This window comes from Streptomyces sp. NBC_00390 (genome assembly GCF_036057275.1).
Taxonomy (GTDB): Bacteria; Actinomycetota; Actinomycetes; order Streptomycetales; family Streptomycetaceae; genus Streptomyces.
Genome location: NZ_CP107945.1, coordinates 1,727,363 through 1,742,665 on the forward strand (window position 1 = coordinate 1,727,363; position 15,303 = coordinate 1,742,665).

General features: G+C 69.6%; 15 protein-coding genes and 1 pseudogene. 6 read left to right on the top strand and 10 right to left on the bottom strand.

The features are described 5' to 3' along the window. Nucleotides 1–24 precede the first annotated feature (24 nt). Together OHS70_RS07500 and OHS70_RS07505 are read left to right on the top strand one after the other, a co-directional pair. Entirely contained in the window at nucleotides 25–414 is a 390-nt protein-coding gene (locus OHS70_RS07500; protein ID WP_328394942.1) for a VOC family protein, read from the top strand. A gap of 11 nt (nucleotides 415–425) precedes the next feature. Then, on the top strand, nucleotides 426–1,988 hold the full coding sequence (locus OHS70_RS07505) for a hypothetical protein (RefSeq protein ID WP_328394944.1): 1,563 nt from the start codon (nucleotides 426–428) through the stop codon (nucleotides 1,986–1,988). On the opposite strand, the gene OHS70_RS07510 is transcribed toward OHS70_RS07505, so the two are convergent. The 3 genes from OHS70_RS07510 to OHS70_RS07520 form a co-directional block, all read right to left on the bottom strand. Beyond that, a complete protein-coding gene (locus OHS70_RS07510; RefSeq protein ID WP_328394946.1) occupies nucleotides 1,973–2,644 on the bottom strand; it encodes a hypothetical protein in 672 nt (223 codons plus the stop codon). The two genes, OHS70_RS07505 and OHS70_RS07510, sit on opposite strands and share 16 nt — an antisense overlap. A 100-nt stretch (nucleotides 2,645–2,744) precedes the next feature. Further along, nucleotides 2,745–3,932: a lactonase family protein gene (locus OHS70_RS07515; protein WP_328394948.1), complete on the bottom strand. Its 1,188-nt coding sequence runs from the start codon at nucleotides 3,930–3,932 to the stop codon at nucleotides 2,745–2,747. Beyond that, complete coding sequence (locus OHS70_RS07520) at nucleotides 3,905–4,225, bottom strand: hypothetical protein (protein WP_328394950.1); 321 nt, start codon at nucleotides 4,223–4,225, stop codon at nucleotides 3,905–3,907. The genes OHS70_RS07515 and OHS70_RS07520 overlap by 28 nt, the downstream gene beginning before the upstream one ends. A gap of 284 nt (nucleotides 4,226–4,509) precedes the next feature. Here OHS70_RS07520 and OHS70_RS07525 point away from each other — a divergent pair, with 284 nt between their 5' ends. Further along, nucleotides 4,510–6,888 (top strand): helicase-associated domain-containing protein, encoded by a 2,379-nt coding sequence (locus OHS70_RS07525; protein WP_328394952.1) that lies wholly within the window; start codon nucleotides 4,510–4,512, stop codon nucleotides 6,886–6,888. 46 nt (nucleotides 6,889–6,934) lie between these two features. On the opposite strand, the gene OHS70_RS07530 is transcribed toward OHS70_RS07525, so the two are convergent. From OHS70_RS07530 to OHS70_RS07540, 3 genes are all read right to left on the bottom strand, one after another. Continuing rightward, nucleotides 6,935–7,411, bottom strand: a complete 477-nt coding sequence (locus tag OHS70_RS07530) for a hypothetical protein (RefSeq protein ID WP_328394954.1) — start codon at nucleotides 7,409–7,411, stop codon at nucleotides 6,935–6,937. Between the two features lie 204 nt (nucleotides 7,412–7,615). Then, a complete protein-coding gene (locus tag OHS70_RS07535; RefSeq protein WP_328394956.1) occupies nucleotides 7,616–7,981 on the bottom strand; it encodes a hypothetical protein in 366 nt (121 codons plus the stop codon). Nucleotides 7,982–8,628: 647 nt separating this feature from the next. Beyond that, nucleotides 8,629–9,264: a hypothetical protein gene (locus OHS70_RS07540; RefSeq protein ID WP_328394958.1), complete on the bottom strand. Its 636-nt coding sequence runs from the start codon at nucleotides 9,262–9,264 to the stop codon at nucleotides 8,629–8,631. Nucleotides 9,265–9,539: 275 nt separating this feature from the next. Here OHS70_RS07540 and OHS70_RS07545 point away from each other — a divergent pair, with 275 nt between their 5' ends. From OHS70_RS07545 to OHS70_RS07555, 3 genes and pseudogenes are all read left to right on the top strand, one after another. Continuing rightward, the gene (locus OHS70_RS07545) at nucleotides 9,540–10,205 is read left to right on the top strand and encodes a hypothetical protein (RefSeq protein WP_328394960.1); all 666 of its coding nucleotides are present in this window, start codon (nucleotides 9,540–9,542) and stop codon (nucleotides 10,203–10,205) included. 282 nt (nucleotides 10,206–10,487) lie between these two features. Beyond that, nucleotides 10,488–11,309, top strand: a pseudogene (locus OHS70_RS07550) (helix-turn-helix domain-containing protein). Further along, on the top strand, nucleotides 11,306–11,494 hold the full coding sequence (locus OHS70_RS07555) for a DUF397 domain-containing protein (protein ID WP_328394962.1): 189 nt from the start codon (nucleotides 11,306–11,308) through the stop codon (nucleotides 11,492–11,494). Before OHS70_RS07550 ends, OHS70_RS07555 begins: the two are co-directional and overlap by 4 nt. 176 nt (nucleotides 11,495–11,670) lie before the next feature. Here OHS70_RS07555 and OHS70_RS07560 read toward each other — a convergent pair whose 3' ends face one another. The 4 genes from OHS70_RS07560 to OHS70_RS07575 form a co-directional block, all read right to left on the bottom strand. After that, nucleotides 11,671–12,735: a UDP-glucuronic acid decarboxylase family protein gene (locus OHS70_RS07560; RefSeq protein ID WP_328394964.1), complete on the bottom strand. Its 1,065-nt coding sequence runs from the start codon at nucleotides 12,733–12,735 to the stop codon at nucleotides 11,671–11,673. 212 nt (nucleotides 12,736–12,947) lie between these two features. Then, nucleotides 12,948–13,910, bottom strand: coding sequence for an alpha/beta fold hydrolase (locus OHS70_RS07565; RefSeq protein ID WP_328394966.1), 963 nt, complete (start codon nucleotides 13,908–13,910; stop codon nucleotides 12,948–12,950). Between the two features lie 118 nt (nucleotides 13,911–14,028). Continuing rightward, nucleotides 14,029–14,631 (bottom strand): HIT family protein, encoded by a 603-nt coding sequence (locus OHS70_RS07570; protein WP_328394968.1) that lies wholly within the window; start codon nucleotides 14,629–14,631, stop codon nucleotides 14,029–14,031. Nucleotides 14,632–14,663: 32 nt separating this feature from the next. After that, nucleotides 14,664–15,155, bottom strand: a complete 492-nt coding sequence (locus OHS70_RS07575; RefSeq protein WP_328394970.1) for a hypothetical protein — start codon at nucleotides 15,153–15,155, stop codon at nucleotides 14,664–14,666. Nucleotides 15,156–15,303: the final 148 nt, after the last annotated feature.

Consider the following 15,303-nt stretch of genomic DNA (forward strand, 5'->3'; position numbering starts at 1 on the left):
GGTCATACGTATAACCTTCTCCGTATGCCCACCATCGCCCTGGTCACCCTTGTCGTCCGCGACTACGACGAGGCCATCGCCTTCTACACCGACGCCCTCGGCTTCGAACTGGTCGAGGACACCGCCCGCGGGGGAGGCTCGCGCTGGGTGGTCGTCCGCCCCGGCGGCGCGCCGCACGGCACGGGCCTGCTGCTGGCCCGGGCCGCCGGCGAGGCGCAGCACGCGAGCGTGGGCGCACAGACCGGCGGCCGGGTGGGCTTCTTCCTGTACACCGAGGACTTCGCACGCGACCATGCCCGGATGACTGCGGCCGGAGTGCGCTTCCTGGAGGAGCCGCGGCACGAGGCGTACGGGTCGGTCGCCGTCTTCGAGGACCTGTACGGCAACCGCTGGGACCTGCTGCAGCCGAAGTAGGATCCGGGCGCATGATCGATCGCACCCTCGCACTGCTGCGGCAGCGTCCGGATCTGGCCGAACTGGCCGCTTTCCCCTTCGACTTCGACATCAACCGGGCCTACCACGGCGAGGACGTCCGCCTCGCTTCGGGAGCATCGCTGGAGCCCGTGGCCGGTGACGACACCGGCGGCACCTACTTCGTCTGCGCGGACGGCGCGGTGCTCTATGCGTCGTCGGAGGGGGAGGCAGGGCTGATCGGCGAGAGCGTGACCGAGGCGCTCGAGATCATCATCGGGGGCGGGGGGCTTCACCGCATGGAGATCGGTCCCTGCCTCGACGAGAAGCAACTGCTCGCGGAGATAGGCGAGGAGGAGGACGAGATGCGCGCGTCCTACGCCCCCGATCTGGACGCCCAGCGCGCCGCGTTGCTCGACGGCCTGGGGCTGCCCCGCCGCTCGCCCGTCGAGCTGGCCTTCCGGCTGGACGCCGTGGCACGGCGCACCGATCCCGATCATGTGCTGCTGAACTCGACGGAGTTGATGGCGTACCAGTACCTGGACGAACGGGCGCGTGTGCCGCTCCCCGACGCAGCTCTCGCGCCCGGCCGGGCGGACCTGGAGCGCATGCGCACCGGTGGGCCCGCGGCGTGGGAGGACGCCGGGTCGGACCCGGCGCGACGGGCGGGTGTGCTGCGGGCGGCGCAGTTCGACCGCCGGGCGGACGATCTTCCTTTGCTGCGGCACCTGCTGGAGCGCGAGGCGGCCGGGCGAGCCGGGCATTTCCGGGAGCGACGGCTTGCGGCCGTACTGGTCGGCCTGCACGGTCACGCCGAGGACCTGCCCCTGGTCCGTGCGGCCGGTAACCACCTGCCACCGTCATCGGCGTCGGAACTGGCCGAGTGGGCCCGGCAGGAGGACGCGGCAGACTTCGGACAGGACCCTGCCGCGGAGGACGAGTTCACCTGGATCGCGCTGGCCCGCCGTCAGGGCCGGACGGAGTTCGTACGCGCCGTACTGATCCGGATGCTGGACGACACGGGCCCGAAGGCGGAGCGGCTGGCGGCGCTGAGCCGCGAACTGGAGCTGATCGGCGACCATGCGCAGGCGGCACGCGCACACCACAACTTCGCCTCACTGCAGGACACGGCCTGGGACCGGGCCGTGTCCTGCAGCAAGCTGGCGGAGCTGCACCGGCTGGCGGGAGATCTCCCGTCGGCGCGGCGCGCCCTGGAACGGGTGCGTTCGGCGATCGGCCTGGACGCACCCGCTGCCCGTCCGCGGGACCGCCAGTTGGCCCTCGGCCTGGGCAGCGCCGCCGAGGGACCCGCCCCGGACACGAGTGCCGCCGAGTGGCATCGCCGGGGCCTGGGCCGGAGGATCACCGAGCAGCATCTGGAACTGGTGCTCGCGGCGATCGAGGCGGGCCGGCCCGAACTCGCCGAGGAGACCATGGCCCACGGCAAGGTCCTGCTCAAGACCATCGCCAAGGAGCCCCGGCGGTCGCTGAGCGAGCTCTCGAGCCGGGCCAAGTGGGCCGTCGCCGCGCTGAGGACGGGCCGGAGCTGCGTGGACCCTGCTCAGTCCTCGAAGTAGTCGGTGAGCACGCACCCGTCCACGAGCGCCTTCTCCTTGCGGAAGCCACTGGGCGGGCCGAAGCTCGGGTGGCAGTTCAGCATCAGGAGTCGGCCGCGCTGGAGCAGGGAGTGGACCGCTGACTCCTGGGTGGGGATGACCGCGAAGTCCTGCCCGATGACGAAGCCGCCCCCGAGGTCCTCCTCCGGGTCGTCGATCAGACGCTTGTCGAGGTCTGCCTTGTACGCGGCCTGGAATGCCTTGGCATCCTTGATCATGAAGATACGGGTGCCGCGGCCGCAGGCGCCGCGCTCGGTGACGGACCAGTCGGCGTCGAACTCCTCGTCGCCGGGGAAGAAGTCGTCGTCCTGGGGGTCCACGGAGATGTCGTCGCACCTCGTGTAGCCGTTGATGAAGTCGGCGGCCGCCGCCATGGAGCCCGCCTTGGGCAGGCCCAGGAAGCCTGTCGCATCATCGGGCGCGGATCCGTTGACCCCGCCGTTCCTGGTGGGGTTCTCCAGGGTGCCTTCGTTCGGGTCCGCCGGGTTGTCGCCTCCCTGTGCCGCCTGCCCTGCGCCGTTCCCGAAGCCCCCCGGGCCGATGCCGCCTGCGTCGCCTCCGCAGGCGGTGAGCACGAACAGGGCCGCGACAGCGGCGAACAACGGCTTGACACGCATGAGTACGGCTTCCCCCGAGTGAACGACCTTGGATCGCGGCGACGGCGACTCTAGTGTGATCATCATTGCCGCCGCAAAACGGCCCGGGCGCCGAGACCGGCTACAGCGGCAGCGCACACACCGCGACCGGCGACTTGAAGCCCCGGCCCGCGGAACGCAGTTCGCCCGTCCGCCGGTCGACGTGAAAGACCGTCACCGTGCCGGAGCGCTGGTTCGCCGCGAACAGCAGTCCGCCGGAGGGCGACAGGGCGATGTGCCTCGGGAAGTCGCCGCCGACGGGGACGGTGTCCAGGAGCCGCAGACGGGCGCCGCCCGCCTCGACGGCGTACCGGGTCAGGCTGTTGTGACCGCGGTTGGCCAGGTAGGCGTAGGCACCGTCGCCGGTCACCACCAGCTGGGCCGGGTAGCTGGTGCCGGGCCCGGTGCCGGTCGGCTGCGGCGCCCCGGGGCGCAGTGCGCCGGTGCGCGGGTCGTAGGCGCACACCACCACCGTGTTGTCCACCTCGGCGGCGAGGTACGCGAAGCGGCCGGAGGGATGGAACGTGAGGTGGCGAGGGCCCGCCCCCGGTCGCACGGTCGCGTGCGAGACCCGGGCGAGCCGCCCTGCCGACGTGTCGAGGCGGTATGTGTACACGGTGTCGTTGCCCAGGTCGACGGCGAGGACATGGCCGCCGTCCGGGCTGGTGACGATCTGGTGGGCGTGCGGCCCGTCCTGACCCGGCCCGGGCGGCGGGGCCGTATGCGCGACAAGGTCCGTACGCTCCCCGAGCGCACCCGATGCCCCGATCGGATGCACGGCCACGCTTCCGGAGCCGTAGTTGGCACTCAGCAGCCAGCGCCCGCTCGGGTGCACCGACAGATGGCAGGGCGCGTCCCCGCCGGTGGAGCGGGTGCCCAGTACCTGGTGCCTGCCGTCCTCGGCGAGCCGCACGGCCGTCACGCCGCCGTCCTCGCGCTCGTTGGCCGCGTAGAGCGTACGCCCGGAGGGATGCACGGCGAGGTACGAGGGATCGGCGACGCCGTCGACGACCCCTGTCCCCGTGATGTGCCCGGTGCGGTCGTCGTACGTGGCAGTCCCGATCCCGGTCCCGCCACCCTCGGCGGAGGTGTACGTCCCCAGGAACAGCGGCCGCGCGCGGCGCGGCCCGCTCGAGGGCCGGGCCGGGGCCGGTGACGGCGAGGCGGGCTCCGAAGCCCCGCACGCGGGCAGCACGGCCGCGGTGGCCGCGGCGCCGAGCCCTCCGAGGAAACGACGCCGGCCTATGTGTGCACCGTTGCCTGTGCCCATGCCAGGCACCCTAACCACTGCCGGTGCCCGGCGCAGGACTGCTGTGCCTCTCGGTCCCCGGCGAACGGGTCCGCGCCGTCGGTGACGGTGAAGGCGCGGTCCAGCGGGCGATCAAGGAGGTCGGGGTCGGTGCAGCCGGTGATCTGCTCGCGGACGTCCGCCGGCGTGGGCATCTCGCGCTTCTCAAGAACGCGCATGATCGTCTGCGAGCGCTCCGCGGTGCGCCCTTCCTCGACACCCTTGAGGCGGGAATCCTCGACGATGGTGCCCCGCCCCGGAAAGTAGGTGCCCACACCATCAGCCTCCTCCGGACGTTCCTGGCCGGACTGTCGCCCGGGCCGATCTCCAGCAGATCGGCGAAGTACTCGGCGGACGTGCCCTCGGCTGATCCGGGTGCCGAGGCCGGCACCCGCAGTATTGCGTGACACTCGGATCCCTTCCCGAGTGGTGCAGATCGCCGGATTGACGCGCTACAGCTCCGCTCCTCGACTGTCAACCCCCTCGACTCGAATGCCCCTCATCACGCTAGCGTTGGCCGTGATCCTCAGAACTCGGCACGTCAGGCAGGTGATTCACAGTGAGGAGCCCCAGCGGGCCCACGGTCGAGTGGCTGCGTGCCCTCGGTGCCGAGCGGCTGCGGGAGTTGCTCGCCGTCCGCCCCGACTGCGTACGCGCACCGGACCCCCGCACGCTCGGCGAACTCGCCGACCGGCTGGCGCGGACCGGCTCGGTGGTACAGGCCCTGAACCGGCTGCCGCTCCCCTGTCTCCAGACGGCCGAGGCCCTGGCCACGCTGCCAGGGCCCGCGTCCCACGAGGCGCTGCAGACACTGCTCGGCACGGACAGCGAGACGCTCGCGCCGACACTGCGCATACTCGCCGACCATGCACTGGTGTGGCCGGACCGCTCCGGCGCGTTGCACCTGGTGACAACGTTGCGTGATGCATGGGACGCACCACTTGGTCTCGGTCCCGGGCTCGACGAGCTGCTCTCCTTCGTCACTTCGGAGCAACTGCGCACGATCGCCTCGACGCTGGGGCTCAAGCCCGGGAGCAGGCGGCAGGCGCGCGTCGACGTCATCCTGGAGCATCACGGCGACCCCGGCCGCCTCCGCGACTTGATCGCCTCGGCTCCCGAACCCGCGCGCGCACTGCTCGAGCGCCGCGCCGCCGCCCAGGAGCCGCACCTCGTCACGTACGGCATCCCGCAGATGGGCTCGGCCGAACGATGGCTGCTGGAACGGGCGTTGCTCGTCGGCCGCGACTGGTCCTACGAGCCGGGCCAGGTGCCCGCCGAGGTCGTCCGCGCGCTGCGTGGCCCGGACTGGCACGCGCCGTTCGACCCGGCACCGCCCCGAGTCGAGCTGGTGGGGCTGACCTCCGCCGAGGTGGAGCGCGAAGCCGCCGCTGCGGCCACCTCGTTCGCCGGGCAGGCCGCCTCCCTGCTCGCGGAGTGCGCCGCGCGTCCCCCGGTCGCACTCAGGTCCGGCGGAATCGGCGCACGCGAACTGACCCGGATCGGCAAGGCGACAGGCTGCGGGGAACCGGTCGTACGCCTGGTCCTGGAGTGCGCGTATGCGGGCGGGCTGGTCGCGTACGAAGGCACTGCCCTCGCCGCCACGGCCGACTACGACACCTGGGCCGCGCAGGAACCGGCCGACCGCCTCGTCCTTCTGCTGCGTGCCTGGTGGCTGCTCGGGCTCACCCCCTCCGCCTCCCGTGACGAGCACGGAAAGGTCCTGCCCGCGGCGGGCAGACAGGGCACCTGCTCCCGGTGTCTCGCCGCCAGGCAGGGAGCGCTGGAGGCCGTCGCCGCGCTCCCCGCCGGCCGTGGCGTGGCCGACCCGGCGGTGATCGGCGCACGGCTGCACTGGCACCGCCCGCTGGCCGACGAAACCCCTCAGGACGCGACACCGTTCGCCACAGTGATCGAGGAGGCCGAACTCCTCGGCGTCCTCGCCCGGGGCGCGCTGACCCCGCTCGGTGCCGCCCTGTTGGACGAGGACCCGGCCGCCCTGCACGACCACGCCCGACGGCTGCTGCCGGCCGCCACCGGCACCGCCCGGATCGGGGCCGACCTCACGGCCGTGGTGACGGGTGCGCCCACGGCCCGGCTGAACGAGCTGCTGGACTCCCTGGCCGACCGGGAAAGCCGCTCGGCGGCATCAGTGTGGCGCTTCAGCGCGGCCTCGGTGCGCCGCGCACTGGATGCCGGACTGACGGCGGACGGGATCGAGGCCGACCTGCGCGAGGTGGCCGAAGGGCCCCTGCCGCAGCCGCTCACCTATCTGATCGCCGACACCGCCCGCAGCCACGGCCGGGTACGCCTCGCAGCCGCGGCCTGTGTGATCCACAGCGACGACACGGCGCTCCTCGCGGAGATCGCCGTGCACCGCAGGCTGGCCGTGCTCGGCCTGCGCCGGATCGCACCGACCGTGCTGCTCTGCCGTACCGAACCGTCCGCCGCGCTGGACGCCCTGCGCGCCGCGGGCTACGCGCCGGTGGCCGAGACGGCCGACGGCGAGGTCCGCGTCGAGCGGCGCGAGCGTCCCCGCGCCGCGCCGCCCTCGTCCCAGGGCCCCCGCGTCTGCGTACCGGCGCCCCGTTCCCCGGCAGCCGCCGCCCCTTCCGGCGACCTGGCAGCGCGTCTGCTGGCCGCCCCCGACCGCTTGCCGGACCCCGATCCGGATCGCGGCATCCCGTTCCAGACCGACACCGAGGAGATCCTTGCCGGGTACGCGAAGGGGCTGACGCTCACGGACGTCCGGCAGCTCGCCCACGCCATTCACGAGAGCGAGCCGATCACCATCGAGTACGTCGCGGCCTCCGGCAGCCGGACCATCCGCACCGTGAGCGACATCGACTTCGATCCGCCTGTCATCAGCGCCTACTGCCATCTCCGCGAGGACGAGCGGACGTTCTCGATCTCCGGCATCGAGGGTGTCCAGCCGGCCTGACATCCGGGGCGGCGGGCGTACCGGCCCTGCCGCACCCGGCAGCGGCTCAGTGCCAGTTCTCGGCGTCGTAGACGTACCACACCACCGCCCGGCCCTCCTTGCGCGAGGCAGCCGCCGCCATCGCAAGAGCTGACGAGTGGTCGTATGCGTCCTCAGGGGCGGTCAGCGCCGCCGGCGGGGCCATGACCACGTACCCGCACACGCTGCGCAGCCAGTTGTCCAGCATCAGCGTGGTACCCGCCGCGGCCGGCTCCGTCGGATCCACCCGGGGGTTACGGTGCAGCACCGGCCACTGCCGAACCACGTCCCCGTGGCGCAGGACGGCCGCCTTCTGCGCGTACCTCAAGATCTTGTAGCCCATCGGGATCCAGGTCGACAGGTGCCCGTCATAGACCTTGGCGCGATCGGCGAACGCATGGGTGAGCCGATGCCCGCCGAAGATCACGTACTGCGGATCGGTCCGCTCGCTGTCGAACGGATCGATCCGGTCGGCTTCGACCGGCGGGTACGGCAAGTAGTCCATGCTGTCGATCGTCCCAGAGGGCTGTGACAACGTGTGCACAGCTCGTACCGACGCAGCCTGGAAGAGCGGCGGCCGTTGGGCTCCCGGCGGGTCGTCATCAGGCTCCGGGTGCGGCGATACTTCTGCGACCGCAGGGGCTGTTCTCGCAGAACGTTCGTCGAGCAGGGGTGGAGTCGGGTTCTGGAACTCTCGGAATGGGTGGGGCTATTCGTCGAGGTACCGGTATCTGATGTCGGCCGGTGTGATGAAGAGTTGGCCATCGCGGACCTGCCATTCGGTCGTCCCGTCACCTTCGCGGCCGGCAAGGAACAGACCTTGGACGAGGTCTCCGTCATCGTCGGAAGCGGGGATCCGAGCGATCTCTCTGATCTGGTCGGTGAACCAGTCCAGGGCTGACTCACGCATGTCGGCGCCGTAGAAGATGTAGTGGGTCCAGTTGACGTGCTGGCGCGGTGCGCCCCATCCGTTGGTGTAGTGGTTGTCTTCGTGCGAGGAGATGATCTCCTGGACTGCGGCGAGTTGTGTCTCGTCGCACTCCAGCCACCCTCTGATCGACACGTAAGTGCCCATTGGCATGCCTTCTCTCGTCGTCAGTTCTGACGTGACAGCCTTCTGCTGACGTCGGCCGCGTGGGTGCCCCAGTCCCCAGCGGCGGTCCGCTGCCTTGACGGCGACGGTGATGTCGATGCCGAGGGGCGCATCCTCACCCAGCCATGACCTGGGCCACGAAAATCATCTCGCCGGCCCCCACACTGCCGGGTACGTTCACCTCGTGTGCTACTACGCCGAGAAGCCCTACAAGCTGCATTACGCGTGCGTGCCCTGCCGCGTCGCGTTCAAGCGGCACCCCAGGCCCGGCGATCACCGATGCCCACGATGCTCAGAGCCAATGGTCTGTGCCGGCCACGACTTCGCGGCACCACGGCGCCGAGACACCAAGGCATGGACCGTCGTAGCTGCGGTTCTCAACGCCGGACTGCGTTACGAGGGCCGCGAACCGTGCGGTTGCGGCAAGGAACCCAAGTTCCGCCCCCACACCCGAGCCCAGCTGCGCGCACGTCGAATCGCAGCGGCACGGACCGGCACTCCTCTCGCCGACATGTTGGGACGCGCAGATCTACAGGCATCCGGCTCGCAGCTCGGGGAGGGCCTGCTCGACTGATCTGACCGAGGAGGCTGGCGAAGGAGCGGATCCGCCTCAGGCTCAGCTTGGGTAGCTAGCGAGGAGATTCGTTGCGCGGCCTCCAAATCTCCTTCCGCTGCCGGGCATGGCCGGTCGCCAACAGCGGGTCGCGAGCGTCGGCCCGCCGCACGGCGAGGCTGACCCCGCATTCCCTGCACAGCTGATGGATCCGGTAGGCGCCGTCGTGCCAGGCGCTGGTGTTGTCCTGGATTCCGCATACTCGACACGTCAGCGCAGGAGCTTCATCGGGCAGGACCGACGAACGGAGCACCCGCTCGACCACCACGGGCAGCGGCTCGTCGGGATGCATTGTCGGCTCGGGACAGTAGGCGATGTTCCCCCACCCACGCTGCCAGCCTCGCCAGGACTCATCTGCTTTCACCTGCCGAAAGCCACGCGCTTTGTCCGCTCGGCGATTGTTGGCAAAGGCACGCTCGTCAGCAAGCCAGAGCTGTCGGGCTTCGTTCAACTCCTCGACGGCGCGTACGAGCGAGCTCGGATCCTTCTCCGGATTCTTGGGAATCCCCGCGCTGAGGCAGAGGTGGTGATAGGTGGCTCGGAAGCCGTAGGGCGCGAAACGGACGAGGCAGGACCGCATATTCGTATGCCGGACGCGCGTGGGCAGGCCCTCGTCGTAGACCCGTCTCCGGTGCGTGTTGAAGCTGCTCATCCGAGGACGCTATGGCCTGCCGAGCACGGATCGCACTTCACTTTGGCGGCTCAAGGTCTCGCCCCGGCCGTGTTCTTCGCGAAACCGCTGCCAGAACCAAGTTCAAGGAGCCCCATCAACAGTCGGCCGCTCGCCGCCCATGTGCTCCGTGAGGGCGACACGAAGCCGGCCTGCATGAGTGTCATCAAGCGTCACGTGTTACCGCGGCGGGCGTGCGTCGTTGATCACCGTACGCCGTTCCGGGTGGGACGGTCCTTTGACCCGAGGGGCACCCGATGAGACACGACTCCACGCGCGCACGCTGTCTGAGCGTTGCCGCGCTGGCCGCCGCCTGCTCACTGCTGACGGTGGCGCCGGCCTCCGCCGCGAATCCTGCCGGGGTGGCCTCACTGGGCTCGGCCGACTTCACAAAGAGCGGCCAGGCACCGGTGGCCGTACCGGCACTCGCCCCTTGCGACGTCCACGAGCAGACATCCAACACCTCCGGTCTCGTGTCCGGGCCGGGCGTGAAGTTCGGCGGCGGCACCAGCCGATGCACCACCACGGTGGTCGATCCGGGGTCGGGCGAGACGACGACGTCGGAAGCCGACGGCAGGGACTTCGAGCTCAGCGCGCTGCTCTCGGTGGGCGGACCCCGGATCAGGCTCGCGAACTACAAGGTCACCTGCACAGCCTCGTCCCAGGGCACCAAGCCCAGTTGGACCTTCAGCGGGCTGTCAGGGATCTCGGGCCTGCCTGAGCAGATCCCGTCCAATCACGTCCACCAGGTGACGAAGTCCGACGGCACCATCCTGGCCGAAGTCGTCTTCAACGAGGTGATCGTGCCCGAGCCCGGCGACGGTAGCGTCGCCCTCAATGCGCTGCACATCAGGTTCGCCCCGGCCAGCCAGATCTCCGGCGACGTCGTGATCGGCGCGACCGCCTGCGCACCCACAGGCTGACCTGCCCGTCCTCCGCGGGCCCGGCATGCGGAGCCAGGGGCCGGCCGGGCTCCGAGCGGCGTGGAGCTCAAGCGCTGCGTGAACACAATGCGGTGCCCGGCTGTTGGGGGTGCTGGGTGCGTGCGGCCAACCACCGTGGCGGGCGGCGGGCACCCCTCTCCAGAGCTCAGACTCGTACGCTGAGTCAGCGTACGAGTACCCGCGGTGGACAGTGTGCGTAACTCTCCGTGAGTATGGATGAGTTGCTGCGTGGGGACGGGTGCGCGAGAGGTGGCCGTACACATGACGGACGGTGCGGGTGGGGAGCCGGAGGTTTCCGACAGCCTGAAGGCGTTCGGGGAGGTGATCAAGGCTTTCCGGAAACGGGCGAGGCTGACGCAGGAGGAGTTCGCGCCACGAGTGCGGTACTCGTTACCGACAGTCGCCTCGATCGAGCAGGGCAGGCGGTTTCCCCCGGCGGATTTCGTCGACCGGGCGGAGGAGGTACTGGACGGCTTCGGCGCGTTGAAGGGGGCGGCAAGGCATCTGTCGCGGCGGGCTGGCGAGTTGGTTCAGGCAGTGGGCGCAACTGGAGGCGGAGGCGGTCACCCTCTGGACGTACGAATGCCGAGTGATCCCTGGCCTGTTACAGACCAAGGCATACGCGCGAGCCGTAACGGCGAGCGTGCCGCCTGTAAAGGATGCAGAGCAGGTCGCCCAACAGGTCAGCGCCCGCATGGCGCGTGCCGAACTGCTGCAACGAAATCCACCCATCGCATCGAGCTTCATCATCGAGCAAGCGCTGCTCGAACGGCGTACGGGTGGCGAAGAGGCGACATGCGAGCTGATCGACCACCTGATCCAGCGAGCAGCCCTGTTCAACGTCGAGCTGCAGATCATACCCCTGCGTCAGCCGGACCACGCGGGGTTCGACGGGCCGCTGATGATGCTGGAGACCCCCGAACACCGGTGGTTCGGCTACGCAGAGGGCAACGTGGCGGTCTGTTGATCTCGGAGCCGAAGGACGTCAGTATCATGCTTCAGCGGTATGCAAAACTGCGCTCACAAGCCCTCACGGCTGAGGACACGGTGAGTCTGCTGACGCAACTGCGAGGAGCGCTATGAGCACCACCGAGTTGGTCTGGTTCAAGAGCAGCCACAGCGGCTCCGACGGAGACGCCTGCGTCGAGGTCGCCACTTCCGCCACCACCGTCCACGTCCGCGACTCCAAGAACACCCAAAGCCCCCAACTCGCTCTCTCCCCCACCGCCTGGACCGGCTTCATCTCCTACGCGGCCGCCCAGGCCTAGCCGGGCAGTTGGTGGCACTCTCGCGGCCGTGCTCGCGTGGTCGCCGCGACAGCTTGTGCGGCGGAAACGCAGCATCTCGACGTTCTTACGGACACGGCGCCACGTGAAGGCGTCCCGCGCCGAGTTGACTGACCGATGCATCGAGCGGAGAGGCAGCACCGCGCGGACCTGCTCCGCTACGTGCCGCGCGGGGCGAGCGAGGGACGGCTGGAGTCGGTCGAGCGTGCTGCGGGCTGCGCCATCGCCTTCGCCGCGCTCCGGGTGAGCTGCATGGCGAACCAACCGACGGTGGTGCTCAGGCCCTTGCGGGGATTGGTCTCCGGCTTCCAGCCGAACTGCTCCCAGGCCAGGGTGATGTCGGGCCTGCGGCGGCCCGGGTCGTCGATCGGGCGGGCGACGAACTCGATCTGCGAAGCGGATCCACATAGCTCGCGGACCAGACGCGCGAGATCCAGAACCGTGGTCTCGACGGGATTGCCCAGGTTCACGGGGCCGGTGTGGCAGCCTGCTGCGGCGGCGAGGATGCCCCGGACGGTGTCGTCCACGTAACACAGCGAACGCGTCTGCGAGCCGTCGCCAGTGACGGTCAGCGGTTCGCCCGCCAGCGCCTGGCGGATGAAGGTCGGTACCGCCCGTCCGTCCTCGGCCCGCATCCGCGGCCCGAACGTGTTGAAGATCCGCACGATCGCGGTGTCGACGCCGTACTCGGTGCAGTAGGCGGTTGTCGCTGCCTCGGCAAACCGTTTCGCCTCGTCGTACACGCTGCGCGGACCGACCGGATTGACGTTGCCCCAGTACGACTCGCGCTGCGGGTGCTGAAGCGGGTCGCCGTACACCTCAGAGGTGGAGGCGAGTACGAAGCGGGCCTTCTTCTGCCGGGCCAGTTCGAGCGCATTGAGCGTCCCCTGCGAGCCGGCCTGGAGGGTCTGAACCGGCAGGCGCAGGTAGTCCTGTGGAGAGGCCGGAGAGGCGAGATGAAGCACGAGGTCGACCGAACCCGGTATCGAGAGCCGGTCGGTCACGTCGTGGACCAGTAGCTCGAACCGGTCTTCCGACCGCCGATGCGCGACGTTGTCCGCCGTGCCCGTAAGGAAGTTGTCGACGCACACCACCTCGGCACCACTGTCGAGCAGCAGGTCGCACAGGTGGGATCCGAGGAATCCGCAGCCGCCGGTGACAACAACTCGGCGGAAGGGGGCTCGAAACGCTGCCGTGACCTGCTTCCCCAGGGAGATACCCATAACACCTCTTCCGTAGCAATTCTGATGGAACGTGGTGCGTGGCATGACTGCGCCCGTTGAGGGGCGTGACAAGCGTGCTGCGGGCTCAGGACGGCTTCCACAGGGCCACCTCCACCTCCCGGGCACCGGAGAAACGGGCCGGACGCCGCCCATCCAGCGGCACAGCCACCGTGCCGTCAGCCGGTGTTCAGCTCGGGCCGAGACGGCCCACCTCACGACCCGTTGTCGACGCGGCCGACAATGAGCCCGATCGCGCTGATCGTCAGGTCAGGATCGTGGATCTGCACATAGTGGTCGCTTCCCGTGGCAAGCAAGTGAGGGGTCTGGGGCTCCAGTTCCACCAGTTCCTGCTGAACTCTCGGCCAGGCCCGCTCGAGACGTGTCGCCAGCGACACCGGCATTCCCGGTGGCCGAGCGAACGGTTTCGTCTTGCTGAGGACGGCGAGAGGCACCTCCGGCAGTGGCGGCGCACTGGTGACCGCTTCGATCGCGCCGTCGACGTCAACGGTCTCGAATCCACGCTTCGCGTCGAGTGCGGTACCGGGCCGATTGAGGATCTCCAGATATGCAGCCCATTCCTTGCCGAGGAACGGCTTCAGGTTCGTGCCGAAGGCGTCCACGAAGACAAGTCCGGCCGTCGACTCGGGATGGGTCTGGGCGTACAAGCGCGTGACCATTCCTCCGAAGGAGTGCCCGACGAGCAGGTACGGGCCGGGCACCTTCGCCGCCGTCAGCAGCTTGTCGAGATCACTGACCATGCTCGTCAAGGAGCGCTCGCCGTTCACGGGCGTACTGCGGGTGGTGAGCGTAGGGGGCTCGGTGTACCGGACGGTTCCAGGCCGGTCGTACTCGCAGACACGGGTGAACGCTGCGACCCCGGGGAAAACCGCCGGCGACTTCGGCACGGGCGGTCGTGTGTCGGTCAGGTTCCAGGTGTCGGACGAGTCGTGGAGCCCGGATTCCAGAATGACCGTGGGGCTTCCGCTCCCTTTGCAGCGCAGATGGATCTTCCGACCGCCGCCGACATCGACCGGTCCGGAAATGTCCTTCGCCGCCGGCACACGGGTGCGAGCGGCCGCGACGCTCTTCTCGATCGGGGTGTTGTCGCACCCCGGCAGTGTGATCAGTGCTGCCGAGACCAGAGCGACGGTGAGGGCCGGTAGGCATCTGCGCATCAACACTCCAGCGTCCGGCACCGACGGTGGCGCCACCGTAGCGTCAAGTCGTGATCGCGCCGGTGCCGCCGCGCGGCCGGGGCGCCCGGCCGCGGGGCAGGCAGGCGAATCGAGAGGGTCAGACGTGCGCGACGCCCCCGTCGGCCGCCATGGCCTCGGCGATCCGGCGGTTGGTCTCCTGCCAGATCTCCTTGGGGACCCTCGGCAGCACGTCGTCCCAGAGCGGAAGGCACGTCCCCCGCATCTGCATCATCCCCTCCGGTCTGGCCATCAGGAACATGTGCAGGTGGGCTCCGCCGTCGCCCCACTTGTTCACATGGACCCGGGCCACGCCCTCCAGCGACCTGACCGCCCGCTCCACCCGCTGAAGCATCGCCCCGAGCTCGGCCGCGCGTTCCGGCGGCAGTTCGTGCAGGTCGTAGTGGCCGCGCGGCTGGAGCAGCACGGTCGCGGGGAGCGCACCGGGCTCCTCGTCGCTGCTGAGCCGCCAGTGCTCGTCGCTCCACAGGAACTCGCTGTCCGGGCTGCTGCAGGCGCCGCACTCCTCGGCTCCGGCCTCCCCGTGCCGAGGCGGCTCGGGCAGCGTCGGCTCCTCAAGCACCTTGATCCGGAGGTCGCCCTCGTAAGGGAAGACCTCCCAGAACGGAATGCCTTCGGACGGGAAGGGGATCCGTTCCCCGATGGGCAACCGCCTGACGTATTCGCTCGGTTCGACACTCATGGCCTGCAGCCTCGCACAGCAGCGGCAGTCGGTCAGCCCACCGGGGACTTGAGCGCCCAGTCCACCTTGCAGCGGTACTGGACGTTGTCCTTGACGAAGTGGTAAATGTCCTCGGCCTTGATCGTCCTGCTCTCACCGGGGCCGAGCGTGGGCGGCTTGTCCGCGTAGTCGTCGTAGATGCCGATGAGCCCGTTGTCGGCCGTGTCCTCCCACTGGACGTAGAAGGAGTACTCGTACGCCTGGGGGGAGGAGTTGGTCACGGTGACGGTGTAGTTGAGCTTCTCGGCCACCTTGTCGTAGGTGCACTTGCCGGCCTCGATGTCAGCCATGGCGTCCTGCTCCGTGGGGGTGGCCGACGCCGGACCGCCGGTGCTGCCGGAGGAGGTCGAGTCGCCGCTCGTACCGCCGCCGGAGGAAGAGTAGGAGCCGCCTCCCGAGCCGCCTCTGTCGTTGTCGTCGCAGCCGCCCCCGCCGGACCTCCTGCCCCCGGTCAGGGCGATCATGACGACTGCCGTTGCGGCCACGCCACGGACATGACGGCGTTGCATGGTGAACCCCCGCTGTACAGGACGAACTCGGCCAACCGGACTGCCGGTTGACGTGCACGCGCCACCCTGGCAACGGGGGCGGCCCACCTCTGTTGTCAGTGGTGGCTTCTAGGGTGGCTGTCAC

Excerpts from the sequence above, each read along its gene's own strand:
- OHS70_RS07500 (WP_328394942.1), top strand. The coding sequence starts at position 25 with ATGCCCACCATCGCCCTGGTCACCCTTGTCGTCCGCGACTACGACGAG.
- OHS70_RS07505 (WP_328394944.1), top strand. The coding sequence starts at position 426 with ATGATCGATCGCACCCTCGCACTGCTGCGGCAGCGTCCGGATCTGGCC.
- OHS70_RS07510 (WP_328394946.1), bottom strand. The coding sequence starts at position 2,644 with ATGCGTGTCAAGCCGTTGTTCGCCGCTGTCGCGGCCCTGTTCGTGCTC.
- OHS70_RS07515 (WP_328394948.1), bottom strand. The coding sequence starts at position 3,932 with ATGGGCACAGGCAACGGTGCACACATAGGCCGGCGTCGTTTCCTCGGA.
- OHS70_RS07530 (WP_328394954.1), bottom strand. The coding sequence starts at position 7,411 with ATGGACTACTTGCCGTACCCGCCGGTCGAAGCCGACCGGATCGATCCG.
- OHS70_RS07535 (WP_328394956.1), bottom strand. The coding sequence starts at position 7,981 with ATGGGCACTTACGTGTCGATCAGAGGGTGGCTGGAGTGCGACGAGACA.
- OHS70_RS07540 (WP_328394958.1), bottom strand. The coding sequence starts at position 9,264 with ATGAGCAGCTTCAACACGCACCGGAGACGGGTCTACGACGAGGGCCTG.
- OHS70_RS07545 (WP_328394960.1), top strand. The coding sequence starts at position 9,540 with ATGAGACACGACTCCACGCGCGCACGCTGTCTGAGCGTTGCCGCGCTG.
- OHS70_RS07555 (WP_328394962.1), top strand. The coding sequence starts at position 11,306 with ATGAGCACCACCGAGTTGGTCTGGTTCAAGAGCAGCCACAGCGGCTCC.
- OHS70_RS07560 (WP_328394964.1), bottom strand. The coding sequence starts at position 12,735 with ATGGGTATCTCCCTGGGGAAGCAGGTCACGGCAGCGTTTCGAGCCCCC.
- OHS70_RS07565 (WP_328394966.1), bottom strand. The coding sequence starts at position 13,910 with ATGCGCAGATGCCTACCGGCCCTCACCGTCGCTCTGGTCTCGGCAGCA.
- OHS70_RS07570 (WP_328394968.1), bottom strand. The coding sequence starts at position 14,631 with ATGAGTGTCGAACCGAGCGAATACGTCAGGCGGTTGCCCATCGGGGAA.